Annotated in this window: 12 protein-coding genes; 8 read left to right on the top strand and 4 right to left on the bottom strand. The window is 48.8% G+C overall.

Going from position 1 to position 17,481, the window contains the following annotated elements; genetic code table 11:
* Nucleotides 1-67: 67 nt before the first annotated feature.
* The gene (locus tag KFS80_RS26995) at nucleotides 68-592 is read right to left on the bottom strand and encodes a hypothetical protein (protein ID WP_162184570.1); all 525 of its coding nucleotides are present in this window, start codon (nucleotides 590-592) and stop codon (nucleotides 68-70) included.
* Between KFS80_RS26995 and KFS80_RS17215 the strand changes: the two genes are divergently transcribed.
* The 4 genes from KFS80_RS17215 to rloA3 all read left to right on the top strand — a co-directional run bounded on the left by KFS80_RS17215 (nucleotide 534) and on the right by rloA3 (nucleotide 4,810).
* Nucleotides 534-2,627: a heavy metal translocating P-type ATPase gene (locus KFS80_RS17215; RefSeq protein ID WP_158830574.1), complete on the top strand. Its 2,094-nt coding sequence runs from the start codon at nucleotides 534-536 to the stop codon at nucleotides 2,625-2,627. The two genes, KFS80_RS26995 and KFS80_RS17215, sit on opposite strands and share 59 nt — an antisense overlap.
* A gap of 177 nt (nucleotides 2,628-2,804) precedes the next feature.
* Nucleotides 2,805-3,182 (top strand): TFIIB-type zinc ribbon-containing protein, encoded by a 378-nt coding sequence (locus KFS80_RS17210; RefSeq protein WP_208101337.1) that lies wholly within the window; start codon nucleotides 2,805-2,807, stop codon nucleotides 3,180-3,182.
* A 136-nt stretch (nucleotides 3,183-3,318) separates the two neighbouring features.
* Nucleotides 3,319-4,233, top strand: a complete 915-nt coding sequence (locus KFS80_RS17205; RefSeq protein ID WP_042561907.1) for a cation diffusion facilitator family transporter — start codon at nucleotides 3,319-3,321, stop codon at nucleotides 4,231-4,233.
* A gap of 61 nt (nucleotides 4,234-4,294) precedes the next feature.
* Nucleotides 4,295-4,810, top strand: coding sequence for a retropepsin-like aspartic peptidase RloA3 (rloA3, locus tag KFS80_RS17200; RefSeq protein ID WP_155401179.1), 516 nt, complete (start codon nucleotides 4,295-4,297; stop codon nucleotides 4,808-4,810).
* Between the two features lie 239 nt (nucleotides 4,811-5,049).
* Here the strand turns inward: rloA3 and KFS80_RS17195 are convergent, their stop codons facing one another.
* Nucleotides 5,050-6,735 carry a phosphoethanolamine transferase gene (locus KFS80_RS17195; protein ID WP_158830538.1) on the bottom strand — a complete coding sequence of 562 codons (1,686 nt, stop codon included), beginning with the start codon at nucleotides 6,733-6,735 and terminating at the stop codon, nucleotides 5,050-5,052.
* 1,152 nt (nucleotides 6,736-7,887) lie between these two features.
* On the opposite strand from KFS80_RS17195, the gene KFS80_RS17190 reads away from it, so the two are divergent.
* A complete protein-coding gene (locus tag KFS80_RS17190) occupies nucleotides 7,888-8,565 on the top strand; it encodes a heavy metal response regulator transcription factor (RefSeq protein ID WP_047297377.1) in 678 nt (225 codons plus the stop codon).
* A 596-nt stretch (nucleotides 8,566-9,161) separates the two neighbouring features.
* Here the strand turns inward: KFS80_RS17190 and KFS80_RS17185 are convergent.
* The gene (locus KFS80_RS17185) at nucleotides 9,162-10,601 is read right to left on the bottom strand and encodes a heavy metal sensor histidine kinase (protein WP_042561904.1); all 1,440 of its coding nucleotides are present in this window, start codon (nucleotides 10,599-10,601) and stop codon (nucleotides 9,162-9,164) included.
* A complete protein-coding gene (locus KFS80_RS17180; RefSeq protein WP_080896080.1) occupies nucleotides 10,598-11,272 on the bottom strand; it encodes a heavy metal response regulator transcription factor in 675 nt (224 codons plus the stop codon). The genes KFS80_RS17185 and KFS80_RS17180 overlap by 4 nt, the downstream gene beginning before the upstream one ends.
* 352 nt (nucleotides 11,273-11,624) lie before the next feature.
* Between KFS80_RS17180 and KFS80_RS17175 the strand changes: the two genes are divergently transcribed.
* The 3 genes from KFS80_RS17175 (at nucleotide 11,625) to KFS80_RS17165 (ending at nucleotide 17,417) form a co-directional block, all read left to right on the top strand.
* A complete protein-coding gene (locus tag KFS80_RS17175) occupies nucleotides 11,625-12,911 on the top strand; it encodes a TolC family protein (RefSeq protein ID WP_140396034.1) in 1,287 nt (428 codons plus the stop codon).
* Nucleotides 12,912-12,999: 88 nt separating this feature from the next.
* Nucleotides 13,000-14,223 carry an efflux RND transporter periplasmic adaptor subunit gene (locus KFS80_RS17170; protein WP_042561903.1) on the top strand — a complete coding sequence of 408 codons (1,224 nt, stop codon included), beginning with the start codon at nucleotides 13,000-13,002 and terminating at the stop codon, nucleotides 14,221-14,223.
* A 26-nt stretch (nucleotides 14,224-14,249) separates the two neighbouring features.
* A complete protein-coding gene (locus KFS80_RS17165; protein WP_158830539.1) occupies nucleotides 14,250-17,417 on the top strand; it encodes a CusA/CzcA family heavy metal efflux RND transporter in 3,168 nt (1,055 codons plus the stop codon).
* The last annotated feature ends 64 nt before the right edge of the window (nucleotides 17,418-17,481 follow it).

Here is a 17,481-nt window from a genome sequence, read left to right as displayed (position 1 = left end):
GAATGCGGAATGAAAAAAGCTCACCGGGCTCGACAATCCGCTTGACCTTATAGTGGCTATAGGGTGTTCACTCTTCACAATAAATTGTGGAGAGTGCCTTTATGAAAAGCTGTTGCGGTGATGAACAAACACCGAAAAGTGACGCCGCCGTTGAGGTATTTGACCCGGCAGCACCGACCGGCTGCTGTGCACCTGCCGCGACTATGTGTAATACAACTACAGCACAGTCCAACAGTAGTTGCTGCTCCGCGAAAACTTTGGACGTCAGCTCAGCGCCTTCTTCAGTAAAGGGCGCGGGTTGCTGCTCCCCCGGCTCCGATATCAGTAAATCGAACTGCGCTGTCGTAGCACCGCCATCTGCCCTGTACAGCCTTGCCGAGCCGAGCCAGCCTGCTGCTACGGTTGATAATGACCTTTTTATCGATGCTTGCTGCCCACCATCTGCTGCGGGTAGTCCCAAAGTCGGCATCGAAAACGTGTCTCCCACCAATACCGACGAAGCGACTCGTTTCAGCAGTTTCAGGATTGGGCAGATGTGCTGTCCTTCCGAGCAGACCATGATCGAGGACAAGCTCGCGAAGATGAGCGGCATTCAAAAGCTCGAGTTCAACATGATGAACCGCACGATGGCTGTCTGGCACGAGCTACCCGACACCTTGGGTATCGAGGCAGCAGTGCTATCGCTGGGCATGCACGCCGAACCTTTGACGGCTAATGGCAATGCAACCAGCGCAGATACGCCAGAAGTCCTTCCCCAGGCGGAATCACCTAAGAGCACATGGTGGCCATTAGCGCTTTCCGGTGTCGCTGCCGTGGGTGCTGAAGTCCTGCACTTCACTAACTCCGCGCCTGAATGGGTGATAGCGGTCATAGCCTTGTTCGCCATCGTGCTCTGCGGGCCTACGACCTACAAGAAGGGTTTGATCTCGATCAAACACCTCAACCTGAACATCAACGCGCTGATGAGCATCGCGGTTACCGGAGCGGTGTTGATCGGACAGTGGCCAGAAGCCGCGATGGTCATGTTTCTCTTCACCGTTGCGGAAATGGTCGAAGCGAAATCGCTGGATCGTGCGCGCAATGCGATCAAGGGGCTGATGGACTTGACCCCTGAACGAGCTACCGTGCGCCAACCCAACGGTAGTTGGCTGGAAGTCGATGTAAAAACGGTCGAGATTGGGGCCTTGGTTCGTGTCCGCCCCGGCGAACGAATTGGCCTGGATGGTAAAGTCTCTTCTGGTAACTCTACTGTTAACCAAGCGCCCATCACGGGCGAGAGCTTGCCCATCGAAAAAGATGTCGATGATCCTGTCTATGCCGGCTCCATTAACGAATCCGGCTCCTTCGAGTATCGAGTGACAGCTGAGGCCAACAATACGACCCTTGCTCGAATCATTCACGCGGTTGAAGAAGCCCAAAGTTCGCGAGCTCCAACCCAGCGGTTCGTTGATAAGTTTGCCAAAATTTATACGCCAGGGGTGTTCTTTTTCGCCGTCGCGATTGCGGTATTCCCACCACTGTTTATGGGCGGATTGTGGACTGACTGGATCTATCGTGCACTGGTGCTTCTGGTGGTTGCTTGCCCTTGTGCGCTGGTCATTTCCACTCCGGTGTCCATCGTCAGTGGTCTGGCGGCAGCGGCTCGCAAAGGCATTTTGGTTAAAGGCGGCATCTACCTGGAAATAGGCGCCAAGCTGAGTTTCGTCGCGCTCGATAAAACCGGCACCATTACCCATGGGAAACCGGTTCAGACAGACTACATTCCGGTAGCCGAAGACTCAGAGGTACATCCTCAGATTGTTGCCGCCAGCCTCAGTGCACGCTCGGATCACCCCGTATCACAGGCAATTGCCAAGTACGAAGGCTCGGACGCATCAACGTTCCTGCAAGTGGAGAGTTTTGAGGCCCTTCCCGGTCGCGGGGTAAAGGGGATGATTGAAGGCCAGCTCTTCTACCTGGGCAATCACCGACTGATCCAGGAGTTGGGGCTCGGTACTTCGCAGTTGGACGAATCTCTGACTAGCCTGGAGCGCCAAGGCAAAACAGTCGTAGCCTTGACCAGCGCCAGTCAGGTTTTTGCGTTGTTTGCTGTAGCCGATACCGTAAAGGACTCAAGCCAGACAGCGATCAAGGAGCTGCATGCATTGGGTATCAAGACCATGATGCTTACAGGCGACAATTCGTACACGGCTGATGCGATTGCCAAACGAGTTGGGATAGATGAGGCGCGGGGAAACTTGTTGCCCAGCGACAAGCTTTCAGTAATTGATCAATTGAAGGGCCGTAAGCACGTGGTGGGGATGGTCGGTGATGGGATAAACGATGCACCTGCATTGGCCAAGTCTCAGATCGGATTCGCCATGGCCGCGGCTGGCACGGGAACCGCTATTGAAACGGCTGACGTTGCTTTAATGGATGATGATCTGCGCAAGATTCCGGCCTTCGTCCGCCTGTCACGCGAGACAGCTGTGATTCTTAAGCAAAACATTTTGTTCGCCTTAGGTATTAAGGCCATTTTCCTTGTGTTCATCCTCATGGGTTTGGCCACCATGTGGATGGCTGTTTTTGCAGACGTTGGAGTGAGCATACTTGTCGTGCTCAATGGACTTCGATTGCTAAAGAAGTAGATCGCGAGGTGAGGATGAAAGATAAAAGCGTCTTCGCCCGGCCAAGCAACTTTGTGGATGGCTCTTTTCGCCGATATGGGGACGAGCCCGCTTGTGGTATTCAATGGACCACAACTATTGCGGTATTGATTCGAAAGCTACATTGTCAAAATTGATTACTCACATAAGGAATTAAATATGCAATGTCCTATCTGCAAAGATATAGCTTTAGTAATGACTGAGCGCCAGAGCATAGAAATTGACTATTGCCGCAATGCCGCGGTGTCTGGCTTGACCGAGGTGAACTCGACAAGATTATTGAGCGTAGTCAGCGACAAGAGACCGTTAGATTGCTTCCACAGAACCTCACATCACCTGTCCAAAGTTCGACGCCAGCAGAACAACCTGGTTACAACCAGTACGGGAATAAGCATGGTCATGGAGATCGAGGGAGCCACAGCGGTGGATGGAAAGAAGGTGGCCATCAAAGTCAAAGTGGGCATCAGGGACAACCGAGTCGCAAAAAATCGTTTTTGCAGGAACTATTTGATTAAGATGGCGATTTCTCGCTTATGATCTGAATACTACATCAAACCAGTATCCACCTTTGAATGATTGGTTTGATGATATGGAACGGTTTGGGTGCTAGTAGGTCTTTATATTCTACAGTCCACTCGTTGGATCTTCATTAGGCTACATTTGGGGAAAAATCATGAGTTCAGGGCACAGTCACGGTCAAGTACGTGCGGGTCATGAAAAGATGTTATGGATCGCACTCGCCCTGACGACAAGTTTTATGATTGCTGAGGTCATCGGAGCCTTTGTCACGGGCAGCCTAGCCTTACTGTCGGATGCTGCGCATATGCTGACAGACGTTGTGGCTTTGGCAATATCCTTGCTGGCTATTCATATTGCCAAACGCTCTGCTGACAGGAAGCGCACGTTCGGGTATGCACGATTCGAAATACTTGCAGCCACATTCAATGCTGTCTTGTTGTTTTTAGTCGCTATATACATTGTCTATGAAGCGTATCTTCGACTTAACGCCCCCGCAGAAATTCAGTCGACGGGCATGTTAGTAATTGCAGTGATGGGACTGATAGTTAACCTCATTTCAATGCGTCTGTTGAGTGCCGCTAGTGGGGAAAGTCTCAATGTGAAGGGCGCTTATTTAGAGGTTTGGAGCGATATGGTGGGGTCTATTGGCGTCATCATTGCAGCGCTTGTAATCCGCTTCACCGGTTGGAGTTGGGTTGATTCACTTGTTGCAGCAGGTATCGGATTCTGGGTGCTGCCTAGGACTTGGTCACTGCTCAAGGAAAGCATGAATATATTACTGCAGGGCGTTCCAGAGGGCATCGATATTCAAAAGGTGGAGGCGAAAATATACGGAATCGTAGGAGTAAAAAATGTGCACGATTTGCATATATGGGCTTTAACCAGTGGTAAGAGTGTAATGAGCGTTCACCTGGTCGCTGACTATACCTCCCGCAGTGAACAAGATATTTTAACTGAAGTCACGTCGCTTATGAGTGAAGAGTTTCAGATCAGTCATACTACTGTACAAATGGAAAAAGCAGATTTCCATAGCCAATTAGTTGACGATTATGAAGGCAAGGTCCACTAATTGAGTTCCATTTTTAAGACAAGTTGTTATTTCGGGGATCCACCCCAGAGGGCTAGTTAAAATGAAAAAAATTATTTTAAATTGTGCTCTGCTGATAATGCTTTTGTCTCTAACAGTAGAGCCGGTTTTGTCGAGCCCGGCTAGACCAGAAAAGGTATTCGGGTGGATTGAAGAAGGGATACTTTTACCAGAAAATATCGCCGTGAAAATAAAGTTGGATACTGGGGCTCTTACGTCATCCATGGATGCGAAGGACTTAAAAAGATTCCAAAAAGATGGAGAAGAATGGATTCGGTTTAACGTTAAAGTCAAAGACACCAAAACTAAGAAGGTGAGTAGCGCACTCTTCGAACGACGGATTGAACGAAATGTAAAAGTTAGAGGTGCCGGCGGCGCTGAACATCGTCCAGTCGTCATGATGACGATGTGCATAGGAGATAAAATTTATAAAGAGGAATTTTCTCTGAAAGATCGAGGCGAGATGAACTATCCCGTACTGATAGGACGCCGAACATTGGAAGCTTTGGGAGCGGTCGATGTTTCGCGCAAATTCACCGAGGAACCCCACTGCAGTTAATTTTAAATATATTTATATTATAGTTTTAGAGTTACTTTATTTGCAAAGCACCTGGAAGGCATACTCGTATTGAGTGTTGCAAAGGCCGACTGAATCGTCAAATAAAAAGACGGACAGTCGGTCGCAGTTTTTTTAGATGCTTGAAAACTTACCATTCTAATATGAATGGCTCTGAGTGGAGTGTGCGTTAATTTTAATGATGATCTTTAGACTTCATTCTTGCCACTAGTTGGCTGCTATTACTGCTGCTGGCCAGTCATTGAAGTAAGTTTTAATGAGGCCAAGGCTTTGGATTGACATGCGCTAAACAGATCAAGCTCAGGTCGATATGCCGAAGTTTGGATATTCATCAATCCTAATATCGAATGGAATAAGTTGTCATGGGATAGTGATGCGCCTCGCTGTTCCCTCAAGCATTGAACGTCTAGTTTTTGACGAGATTGCATGTTTTTGGAGATCCAGAGAACCATGGGAATGCTAGTCTGCTCTTTGGGCGCCATAGCATAAGGCAGTCCGTGCAAGTATATCCCGTTCTCGCCGAGAGACTCACCGTGATCAGAGACGTAAAGCATAGCCGTATCAAAGCGCTCAGCGTTGCGCTTTAGCAAGTCAATCGTTTGTCCAAGTACATAGTCTGTATAGACGATACTGTTATCATAGGCACTGACTATGCTCTCGCGCGTACATCGCTCTAGTTGGTTATTATCACAAACGGGACCAAATCGCTCGAATTCGCGTGGGTAGCGCTTGTAGTAGGATGGGCCGTGACTACCTTTCATGTGGAGAACCACGACTGAATCACCCTGTTGTTGATCCAAGTAAGCTTGCAGGTCTTGCAATAAGACTTCGTCGTAACACTCGCCTGCTCTGCATAATCCTGATGTTTTCTGATTGTTCAATTTCTCATTTTTTACTCGGTCACAAATACCTTTACAACCCGAATTGTTATCTCTCCAAAGTACCGATACTCCGGCCCGCTGCAACACGTCTAATAAGCCTTCTCTCCGTAACGCCATACCGTCTTTATAGCCTTGTTTACCCGCATCCAAGAACATGCAAGGTAAGGAGATTGCCGTAGCTGTTCCACATGAACTGACATTGGCAAAACTTAAGACACCACGCCGAGTCAATTCCGGATTGGTATCGCGTGTGTAGCCATTAAGCGAGAAGTTCGCGGACCTAGCGGTTTCACCCACAATTAACAACGTCAGGCGTGATTTTTTTACACTCGCAGTAGTTTCTCCTTGGCGGGCATCAGCACCAATGATTTTTAGTTCTGTGGGCTGTGCTAGCTGGCGACGCATATACCCATGGATTGCCGAAACCACATTCGAAGGAACTAACATCAATCTGAGTTCGCGATGGTTACGTACGAGCGATGCATAAGATTGGTAAAGCGTAAATACGATGATTGCCAAACAGGTAAGTGCTACCGCCAGCCCCATCAATCGATGAGCAAGCGCGCGGGTGCGCGATCGTTGTATCAAACGGACTCGGGTGATAAGCAGCACCGGTAGAACACCAAAACCCAGCATCCATCGCAGTAACTCCCAGTTCAGCAGGTCCGTGGTCTCAGAGATGTCTGTTTGAATAACATTCGTTAGCATGCTGTAGTCAATTACAATGCCGTAGCTATTCATAAAGTAACTCGCTGCTGCCGCAACCAACAGAACAATGGCTAGCACAGGCTTTATGAAGCGTCCCCAAGCCATCGCGCTGAGTAACACGTACAGCCACATCAACACGAACCAAGGCAGGCTAAGCACAAATAAGATGCTTCCGTCTTGTAGGCCTCCCACGCTTTTCCAAACAACTCGCCAAAATGGCCAGTTACTGAACAACAGAAGCCAAGTTGAAACTGCAATAATTAATTGATTGCTACTGAGTATAATTTTCGTACTCAGAATTGGTATTTTTTTATTCATGGGTATCTCGGAATATCTCGACATGATCGTGCGCGCAAACTGTCACTGGACTGCCGCTACGTTTTAGGGAAGAAAAAATCAGCAACAGAGCGATGTAATTCATGGATGCACCAGTGACCCTCAACGCTTTCCTCGGTTGGTTGAAGCTCCACGATTAGCCAAACCGCCAAAACGCCAAAACCGATGAGGATTTTTTTCATGAGATGCCCCCCAAGTAAGTGTTGTACTGATAGATCCGCTCGACTTGACTTAAAAAACAATTTTTTTTGGAGCGAAATGATGGTGGTTGGGTCGCGGGGGTATGGTTTTCTTGCTGACGTTGCGCATCTGTCTTAGTATCGAAGGCATAGGTGATGACGTTGTTTAGATCACTATTCTGATAGGCGCGACTAGTTGTCTAAAAAGGAATTCTAGTTGCGGATGAGAGACCAAAGCGGTCTTGATGCGCTTACCAAGTTCACCACTTTCGAATGCCGATAATCCTCATTGCGCGAAACATCGCCGTACTCGCATAACGCACACTCCTCGGAGTCAGGCGACGCCTTGCAGTTGATTTCAAATATTCGTTGAAAGCTTTGGCAGCCGTTTTTAGTACGGCATCGGGGTTCAAACTCTGTTAAAGCCTGGCTGCGCTATTCTGTATTTCCCGCTCGGCGTCTGCGAGTCTTGGCTCATTTGATAATACGGGTTGGTGACTGTTCCTCGTCTTACATTGGCTGGCTCATGCGCGGTCGTCATCAATGATTCCCGAGGCAGGGAATCAGCCGACCACAACATTTTTCTAATGCGAGATGGCATCACAAAATTTTCGCCCCCAAGGCGCGCCGTTTTCATCGTTTAACAGTAGGGACATCTGCAGCGTCTAGAGTGTTTAGATATATTGCATGCTCAATGTACTGCATAAGAGTTATCGCGAGGGTGACTGAAGAATTACAAATTTGTAATAAGACCATCTATCGTCATCAAGTAGTCTAAAATCTATTTGCCGTATGGTCGTGTGTCTCAATTCACTCATTTAACAGAAACTGAAAAAATGCGCGATATTCTGTAATGGCTTAACTCATCCAGTTGAGATGCTAAAGTGAACCGGTGAGTAAAGTTGCCTAAATGAGTGTGGTGGTATTTTCAATTAGTATCGAGACTTTATAATAAATGCGTATCTTGATAATAGAAGACGATCCGAAAACCGCTCATTATTTGCGCCAGGGTCTGACTGAAAGCGGCTTTATCGTTGATTGCATACAAAACGGAATCGATGGCATAAACTTAGTCTCCCAACAGGCTTATGACCTTGTAGTACTAGACGTAAACCCCCCGCAAAGTGACGACTGGGATCTACTTGTAAGTATTCGCGAGGTAATTATTACCCCGATCATGATGCTTACCGAGAAAGGTAGTGTTGAGGATAAAGTCTTGGGTTTTGATCTAGGCGCTGACGATTACATGGTCAAACCAATTGAGTTTCCTGAGTTGTTAGCTAGAGTCCGTACTTTAATGCGTCGAACTGGGTCGTCGGCATCGCTAAATGTGCTTCGCGTTGGCGATTTGGAGCTCGATCTGGGTAGGCACAGGACCTTTCGCGCTAACCAGCGAATTGACCTGACTAACAAGGAGTTCGCCTTGCTACACTTTTTGATGTGTCAATCAGGCACGACGCTATCGCGCACGCAGATTAAGTCTTCTGTCTGGGGTCTGAGTAGTGATTGCGACACGAACGTTGTTCAAGTAGCAATGAGGAGGCTTCGAGCTAAAATTGATGATCCTTTTGACGACAAGCTTATCCATACATTGCGAGGTGCTGGATATGTCCTTGAGTCGCGTGCCCATTAACCCCGTTTAGCCATTCTTATTTTGATATTGTGCGAAATAATTGGATTGCACTAAATTAAACGCGCTGAAAATATTGATTATAGAAAGGCAGTTATGTAATCTCTAAAATTGTCTCAGGAGGCGGAATGGTTCTGCAGTAGGGATTTAATTTTGCACCAAGCGCTTAAGATAACGTTAAAATCTAGATTGCACGAAAGTCTATACGATTTGCAGTTTAGAATAAACATGCTGAATTTAGCTTAATTCCGAAGTAGGGGGTTGCGACGCTATATCTGCAAGACCACACACTCTCGAGTGATTATCCATGAAGGCATGATCAACCTGCGTAATAGGTGGGTGTCACAAAGATCGGTACCAATAGATGTTCACGTTGGATTGCTCTTGGGCACTAGTAATGTATCTTGACGAAGGTTATATTTTGCACAGGGCTATTAAATCTTCACTATCCATTGGTGAGTCATCGGTTTCATCTCTGGCTGAGCAAAAAGAGTAATGTTGTCTTTGGATTTTTAAGCATCGATCCCCACTCATATATTACCTAGTGATCTGACTCGTGCAGCCAAGCTGTTTTATATTGCTTTTGATTAAATTAAATCCTAACTAAAAACCTCCCCTGGTCTTTGAGAGTTTAAGTTACTAGTTGAAATGTTCTTCGGGAATGTAATTCTGAAGGTTGTCGGATGCCCTGGTATACTAAAGACATCTGCTGTTCCATGATGGAGGCTCATGATAGATCGGACAATAGCCAATCCTAATCCAGTGCCACCTTCAGCTCGTGAGCGACTATTATCCACTCGATAGAAACGATCGAAGATATTAAGCAAGTGATGGCGTTCAATTCCCACTCCGGGATTGCTTATTGAAAGGGAGACTTCTTCGGTTCGCGTTTCAATGGAAATAACAACCGACTCTTCTATCGGGCAGTGACGAATGGCGTTTGATAAAAGATTCGAAATGGCGCGCTGAATCATGAGTCGATCGCCTGAAACTTTGCCCTGACCACTGACGGTTATGCCGACGCACTTTTCTTCAGCCGAAAGAGAAAAAAGATCAATTACTTTTAAAGCTTCGTCTTCCAGCAAAATGTTTTCGAATGGTACAAGTGCGGCTGGGTGACTTACTTGGGCTAAAAAAAGCATATCAGATATAATTCTAGTGACTCGCCCCAACTCTTCGGTGCAAGACTCTAGTACAGACTTATACTCCTTTACTGAGCGATCACGAGAAAGAGTTACCTGTGCTTTCCCCATAAGGTTCGTAATCGGTGACCGCAACTCATGCGCCAAATCATCTGAAAACTGAGTGAGTTGTTGGACTCCGCTATCAAGTCGGTGAAGCATGAAATTTATGCCATGAGCTAGCTCACTGATCTCTTGGGGCATATTGACAACGGAGAGTCGGTGACTGAGATCTTGGGTTGATACCATTCCCGCAACTTCACAGAATTCCCGGAGTGGGGACAATCCGCGTTGCACTATCGCCCAAGCACTGATACCAATAAGGATCAACAACAGCGGAACCGCTACGATGGTTGAACTCAAATAAGAGCTTAACAGTGATTCATCATTCGAGCGGTCCATAGTCAGCAAGACTGATACGAATTCACCATCTTTTAGCCTCATGAGTTTCGCTGCTGTGAGGATGTGATTTTCGCTTTCCTGTGCCGAGGAGTAGTAAGAAATCTTAGTGCTATCGGTTGCTCCGATTTTGCTCCTAGAAACTACGGTTATATCTGCTCCAAAACTCAGGACAGGGACACTCAGATTTTCATCATCAAAAATAGTGAGATTAAGATTGTCATGCCCTAGCACTTGATCTAATAGTGCGTGTGGCTTTAGGCTCATGTTGCTAGTACTGATATCCATCAGTAAACTGTGCTCAATTTGATTCATTTTCTTTTCTAAGCTGTTTTTTGCACGCAAATCAAGCTCGTGGGTAAGCGCTAAATAGGCCAGAATCGCTAAAGAAACTACTAGTACTGCTCCCATTATACTTACTGTCAAACCCAATCGCATTGACAGGCTGACTTGCTTCATTTTCTCTCCTCCAGTACATAACCTACGCCGCGGAGCGTATGGATTAATTTAGTTTCAAATGGGTCATCTATTTTAGCTCTGAGCCTACGTATCGAAACTTCGACAACATTGGTGTCGCAATCAAAATTCATGTCCCAAACCAATGAAATGATCTGAGTACGAGATAACACCTCTCCAGATTGACGCATTAATAGATGGAGCAGTGCGAATTCTTTCGTCGTCAAATCTATGCGTTGTTTTCCGCGAAATGCGCGATGCCTTCCTTGATCAAGTTCAAGATCAGCAACTTTTAACACTTCTTGAATTGGTATGTGTTCGCTACGACGCATTAGAGTGCGTACTCTTGCCAGCAACTCTGGAAATTCAAATGGCTTGACAAGATAGTCATCAGCCCCCAGATCCAATCCTCTAATTTTATCTTCTAAGCGTCCTCTTGCAGTAAGCATCATTACCCTAGTACTGCTAGACCGCCGAATATTTTCAAGAACGTCCCATCCGTGCATTTCAGGAAGATTTACGTCAAGTAATACCAGATCATAAGCTTGCTGCCGTGCCAGATGGAGTCCATCAGCTCCTGTCGATGCGCAATCTACAATATAGCCACTTTCAGTTAGACCCTGATGTAAGTATTCAGCAGTCTTTGGCTCGTCCTCTATCACAAGAATACGCATAGGAATTAACCCTTCTTAAAGTGGTTCGTAATGGCTCTTTTCGTTGAATCTGTTTAAAGTTAACCATCTGTTTAAATGTTGGATTCTGGTTGCATTTTTAATTTTCTGGGATCATAGAGTTTAAAACTAACAAGGTTTCGTGCGACCCTCGTCACCTTGTAGTACAAGAGCCGCCTCCCGTTTTTGTCTAGGGATGTCGCTTGGTGCGAGCACTTATTGCCCTAATCCTAATGCATTAAGTGAGGCTTATTCGTTAGATAACGTATTTGTAATTCTTCAGTCACCTTGTTGATAGGTGTGCGGAATTATATTTGCCTCATGGGAAATTCTTTTTGTATAAAGGTTTTGGGGAATGATGGAATTACTTCGGTTTAGAAAGTTTATTGCTCACCCAATCACGCATAAAACCATGCTACAAGCAGGTCTTATTTCGATCCTTGCTCTTTTGAATGCTCCTTTGTTAGCCGCAAACGCTCAAATGCTCACAATGGATCAAGCGCTTGAAACTGCATTTTCCAACAACCCAGACCTAGCGGCCGCTCAATGGGAGACAGGTATTGCTCAGGGAGAGCGACAGCAGGCTGGATTGATTCCAAACCCTGAGGTTTCCTGGGAGGCTGAAGATACTCGGCGAAACTCGCGCACCACGACGGTAATGATCAGCCAGCCGATAGAGCTTGGCGGTAAGCGTGGAGCTAGGATTGAAGTGGCCAATAGAGCTCAGGACGCAGCGGGGATTGAGTTGGAGCGCAAGCGTAACGTTCTGCGTGCCGATGTCATTCAGGCTTTTTATAGTTCCTCAACGGCTCAGCAAAGACTGCTGCTGTCACGTCAATCACTTGAGCTCGCCGAGCGCGGTTTGCGTGCAGCGCAAGGTCGCATCAAGAGTGGCAAATCCTCACCCGTTGAAGGTACGCGCGCAGAGGTTCAGCTATCAGAAGTGCGCCTAGAGTTGAGGCGGGCTGAGCGGGATGAGGCCAGTGCCTACCAGAGACTCGCTCAGGTCATGGGGGCGCCTTTGCCTGCATTTGTGTCCGTGGGTGATCCAAATCGGTCGATGCCAACCGTGCCCGATTCGTCGCTGCTGTTTAGCCGAATTGGTGAAACTGCAGAGCTACGATTAGCAAAACTGCAAATAGATCAGCGGGAAGCCTCTCTTGGTCTTGAGAAGGCTCGTCGAATTCCGGACCTGACCGTGAGTATCGGGAGTCAATACGACGAGCGTGAGCGCGAGCGGGTGAATGTCGTAGGGCTATCTATGCCCATCCCGTTGTTTAACCGTAACCAAGGCAACGTACTGGCCGCAGCCCGCCGTGCCGATCAATCTCGCGACCTTCGGAATGCCAGTGAGTTACGACTGCGCACAGAGATCCAAACCACCTTAGATCAGTGGCTGACTGCTAACACTGAAGTGGCGTCGTTCAATCAAACCATCCTGCCTGCAGCGCAAAGTGCCGTCGATACCGCTACCCGAGGTTTCGAAATGGGTAAGTTTAACTTTCTCGACGTGCTCGATGCTCAGCGCACATTGATTAGCGCTCGCACGCAATACATCCAAGCCATCGCCGAGGCGACAGACGCCTGGGTGCGTATCGAGCGAATTTTCGGTGATGTTGCCATTCTCACTCGTACCCCGTGAATTTCATATAACGCTTTTTTTACCGCTGCTCAGTATCGCAATACCACGTTAATCCGTGAATGCCGACTGGGTTGCGCAGGGAGTCTCCATGGATAAAAAACTAATCCTCGTCTCGGCACTAACCTTGGCAATAGGTATAGGCATCGGTTCGTTTTGGATGACAAGCCCATCGGTGCCTTCAGCTGAAGCTCAGACTCAGGAGGGCAAAGGCTATGACGATCACGGCGATGAAACTGCTGACGGAAAACCGGCCGAGGGCGAACACGCAGAAGGCGAAGCTGAAGAGGGTCATTTGACTCTGAGCGAAGAGCAGATCAGCTCTGCCGGCATCCAACTGGTTGAAGCGAAAGCGCAGAGCATCAGCCTTTCATTGCCCTTTCCTGGAGAAATCCGTTTTGATGAAGACCGCACTGCGCACGTGGTGCCCCGCGTACCTGGTGTCGTTGAGTCGGTTCATGCCAATCTTGGTCAACCAGTGAAAAAAGGTCAGTTGCTGGCCGTAATCGCTAGCCAACAAATTTCTGATCAGCGCAGTGAACAAGCCGCTGCGCAACGTCGTCTTGAGTTGGCGCGTACTACCTACGAGCGAGAGCGACAGTTATGGCAGGACAAAATCTCTGCAGAACAGGACTTCCTGCAAGCCCGCCAGGCTTTGCAAGAAGCTGAAATTGCTCTCAGCAATGCTCGGCAAAAAATTAGCGTACTGAGTGGTAGCTCGGTCGCCAGCGGGGGTAATCGATATGAATTGCGTGCGCCGTTTGACGGGGTTGTAGTCGAGAAACATTTGGCCCTCGGTGAAGTTGTCAGCGAAACCACCAATGCCTTTACGCTCTCCGACTTGTCGCGTGTGTGGGTGACCTTTGGAGTCTCACCAAAGGATTTGAACAAGGTACTCGTAGGCAAATCGGTCAAGGTCAGTGCGCCGGAGTTGAATGCTGAAGTCACTGGAACCGTGGCCTATGTCGGCAGTTTGTTGGGCGAGCAAACCCGTACAGCCACGGTCCGCGTGACATTGGAAAATCCACAAGGTGCATGGCGTCCGGGGCTATTTGTGACCGTGCAGGTTGACACCGGTACTCGGCAGACAAAGGTCGCTGTACCTGAGGCGGCTCTTCAGACGGTCGAGGACAAGCAAACTGTTTTCGTTCGAACGGAGGACGGGTTTAGAGCTCAGCCAGTGGAGACAGGTGGTCGTTCGGCGGGTCTGGTCGAGATCAAGGAAGGCCTGGAGCCCGGAGCTCAAATCGCCGCCGCCGGTAGTTTCATTTTGAAATCAGAATTGGGTAAAGCCTCGGCTGAACACGCCCACTGATCCGCCATTTCCACGAGAAGGTTCTCATGTTCGAACGCCTGATCCAATTTGCCATCGAGCAGCGCATTATCGTACTGCTCGCGGTTTTCCTCATGGCCGGCCTCGGTATAGCAAGCTATCAGAAGCTGCCGATCGACGCGGTTCCCGATATCACCAACGTCCAGGTGCAAATCAACACGGGGGCAGCAGGTTTTTCACCACTGGAAACCGAACAACGCATCACGTTCCCCATCGAAACAGCAATGGCTGGTTTACCGGCTCTAGAACAAACTCGTTCGCTGTCACGCTCGGGTTTGTCGCAAGTTACTGTTATTTTCAAAGAGGGCACGGACCTCTTCTTCGCTCGGCAATTGGTCAACGAACGATTACAGGTGGCCAAAGAGCAACTGCCAGAAGGTGTGGAAGCTGTCATGGGACCGATCTCAACCGGTCTTGGTGAGATTTTCCTGTGGACGGTCGAGGCTGAAGAGGGGGCTGTCAAGGAGGACGGCAGTCCCTATACGCCGACCGACCTGAGGGTGATTCAAGACTGGATCATCAAGCCTCAACTGCGCAATGTTCCTGGGGTCGCCGAAATCAATACCATTGGCGGGTTTGCCAAGGAGTATCAGATTGCGCCCGATCCAAAACGCTTGGCCGCTTACAAGCTCACGCTGACTGACCTTGTTACAGCGCTGGAGCGCAACAACGCTAACGTCGGTGCCGGTTACATCGAGCACAGCGGCGAACAGTTACTGATTCGTGCACCTGGTCAAGTAGCAACCACCGACGATATCGCCAATATCGTCATGGCCAATGTCGACGGTACGCCAATACGTGTGAAGAATGTTGCAACCGTGGATATCGGCCGTGAATTGCGCACGGGAGCAGCGACCGAAAACGGTCGTGAAGTGGTGCTCGGCACAGTGTTCATGCTAATCGGCGAGAACAGCCGCACCGTGGCGCAGGCCGTTGCCAACAAGCTTGAGCAAATCAACCGTTCACTGCCAAAAGGGGTTGTAGCAGTCACTGTCTATGACCGTACCAATCTTGTGGACAAGGCGATTGCCACGGTAAAAAAGAACCTGATCGAAGGTGCAATCCTAGTGATTGCGATTCTATTCCTGTTCTTGGGAAATATACGTGCAGCGCTGATCACTGCCATGGTTATCCCGCTCGCTATGTTGTTCACATTCACCGGCATGTTTACCAATAAAGTTAGCGCCAACCTGATGAGCCTTGGGGCTTTGGACTTTGGCATCATCGTCGACGGTGCGGTGGTAATTGTTGAAAACGCCATCAGGCGTTTGGCCCATGCGCAGCAACACCACGGGCGCATCCTCACTCGCTCTGAACGTTTTCACGAAGTATTCGCTGCTGCCAAGGAAGCACGCCGACCATTAATTTTCGGTCAGTTGATCATTATGGTCGTGTACCTACCGATTTTTGCGCTTACTGGCGTCGAAGGAAAAATGTTCCACCCGATGGCCTTCACCGTAGTGATCGCCTTACTGGGGGCGATGTTGTTGTCAGTAACTTTTGTCCCTGCTGCGATTGCGATGTTCGTGACCGGCAAGGTCAAGGAAGAAGAAAACGTCATCATGCGTGGCGCCCGCCGGATGTATGCTCCAGCTTTGGACTGGGTCATGGGCCATCGATCGTTGGCATTCGCCATGGCATTAGGCGTGATCACAATATGCGGTGTGGTCGCAAGTCGGATGGGTAGTGAGTTTGTGCCGAGTCTCAGCGAAGGCGATTTCGCGTTGCAAGCATTGCGTGTCCCAGGTACCAGCCTGACGCAATCGGTAGAGATGCAGCAACGCCTGGAAACCCTGGTATTGGCAAAAGTACCGGAGGTCAAACGGATGTTTGGTCGTACAGGTACTGCCGAAATTGCCTCCGATCCAATGCCTCCAAACATTTCTGACAGCTATGTGATGCTCAAGCCGAAGAGTCAATGGCCTGATCCGAATAAATCAAGGGAGGCATTGATAGACGATATTCAAAAAGCTGCAGCTGCGATGCCCGGAAGCAACTATGAGCTTTCTCAGCCTATTCAACTGCGTTTCAACGAGTTGATTTCAGGCGTACGTAGTGATGTGGCGGTCAAGGTATTCGGTGATGACATGGCGGTGCTCAACGGCACCGCTGCAAAAATCGCCGCATCAATGCAGAAGATCAATGGTGCCTCCGAGGTCAAAGTTGAGCAAACGTCGGGACTGCCGGTACTGACCATCAACATCGACCGCGACAAAGCCGCCCGTTACGGACTCAACGTAGGCGACGTGCAAGACACCATTGCGGTGGCAGTTGGCGGTCGACAAGCCGGTACGATGTATGAGGGAGACCGCCGATTTGACATGGTGGTGCGTTTATCCGACGCGATGCGTAAGGATCTCGAGGGATTGTCCACATTGCTAATCCCGGTACCGGCGTTGCTCAACACCAATGCTGACCAGATCGGATTCATAGCTCTTTCAGAGGTGGCGACCCTCGATCTAGTGTTGGGACCTAACCAGGTCAGCCGAGAAAACGGCAAGCGTCTGGTGATCGTCAGCGCCAACGTGCGTGGGCGTGATATCGGCTCTTTTGTACAGGAGGCCAGTAGCGCCATTGATAAGGAAGTGCAAATCCCATCCGGTTACTGGACCACTTGGGGAGGGCAGTTCGAGCAGCTCCAATCCGCTGCCAAGCGACTACAGATTGTAGTGCCGGTTGCCCTGCTTCTGGTGTTCGCACTCTTGTTCATGATGTTCAACAACCTCAAGGATGGCCTACTGGTGTTTACTGGTATTCCGTTCGCATTGACAGGGGGTGTCATGGCTTTATGGCTGAGAGACATCCCGCTATCGATCTCGGCAGGTGTTGGTTTCATCGCGTTGTCGGGAGTGGCGGTGCTAAACGGTCTGGTGATGATCGCTTTCATACGTAATCTACGCGAGGAAGGACATTCTTTAAGTTCCGCAATTAATGAAGGGGCTCTCACACGTTTACGTCCGGTGTTGATGACAGCTCTCGTGGCCTCTCTTGGGTTTATTCCGATGGCACTGGCAACCGGAACGGGGGCAGAGGTTCAAAGACCTCTAGCTACCGTAGTAATCGGGGGAATCCTATCCTCAACTGTGTTGACTCTGCTGATACTGCCTGCTCTTTATCAATGGGTGCACCGCCGAGACGAGGAAGAAACCAAAGACGACAAAATAGCATCCATATAATTTAGTTTTCTCAAAGCCTCCTATCGAGATTCGATGGGGGGCTTTTTTATGTGCGCAACATAAC

This window comes from Pseudomonas rustica, from assembly GCF_018336155.1.
GTDB classification, from domain to species: Bacteria; Pseudomonadota; Gammaproteobacteria; order Pseudomonadales; family Pseudomonadaceae; genus Aquipseudomonas; species Aquipseudomonas rustica.
This window is presented reverse-complemented; position numbering and strand designations above follow the sequence as displayed.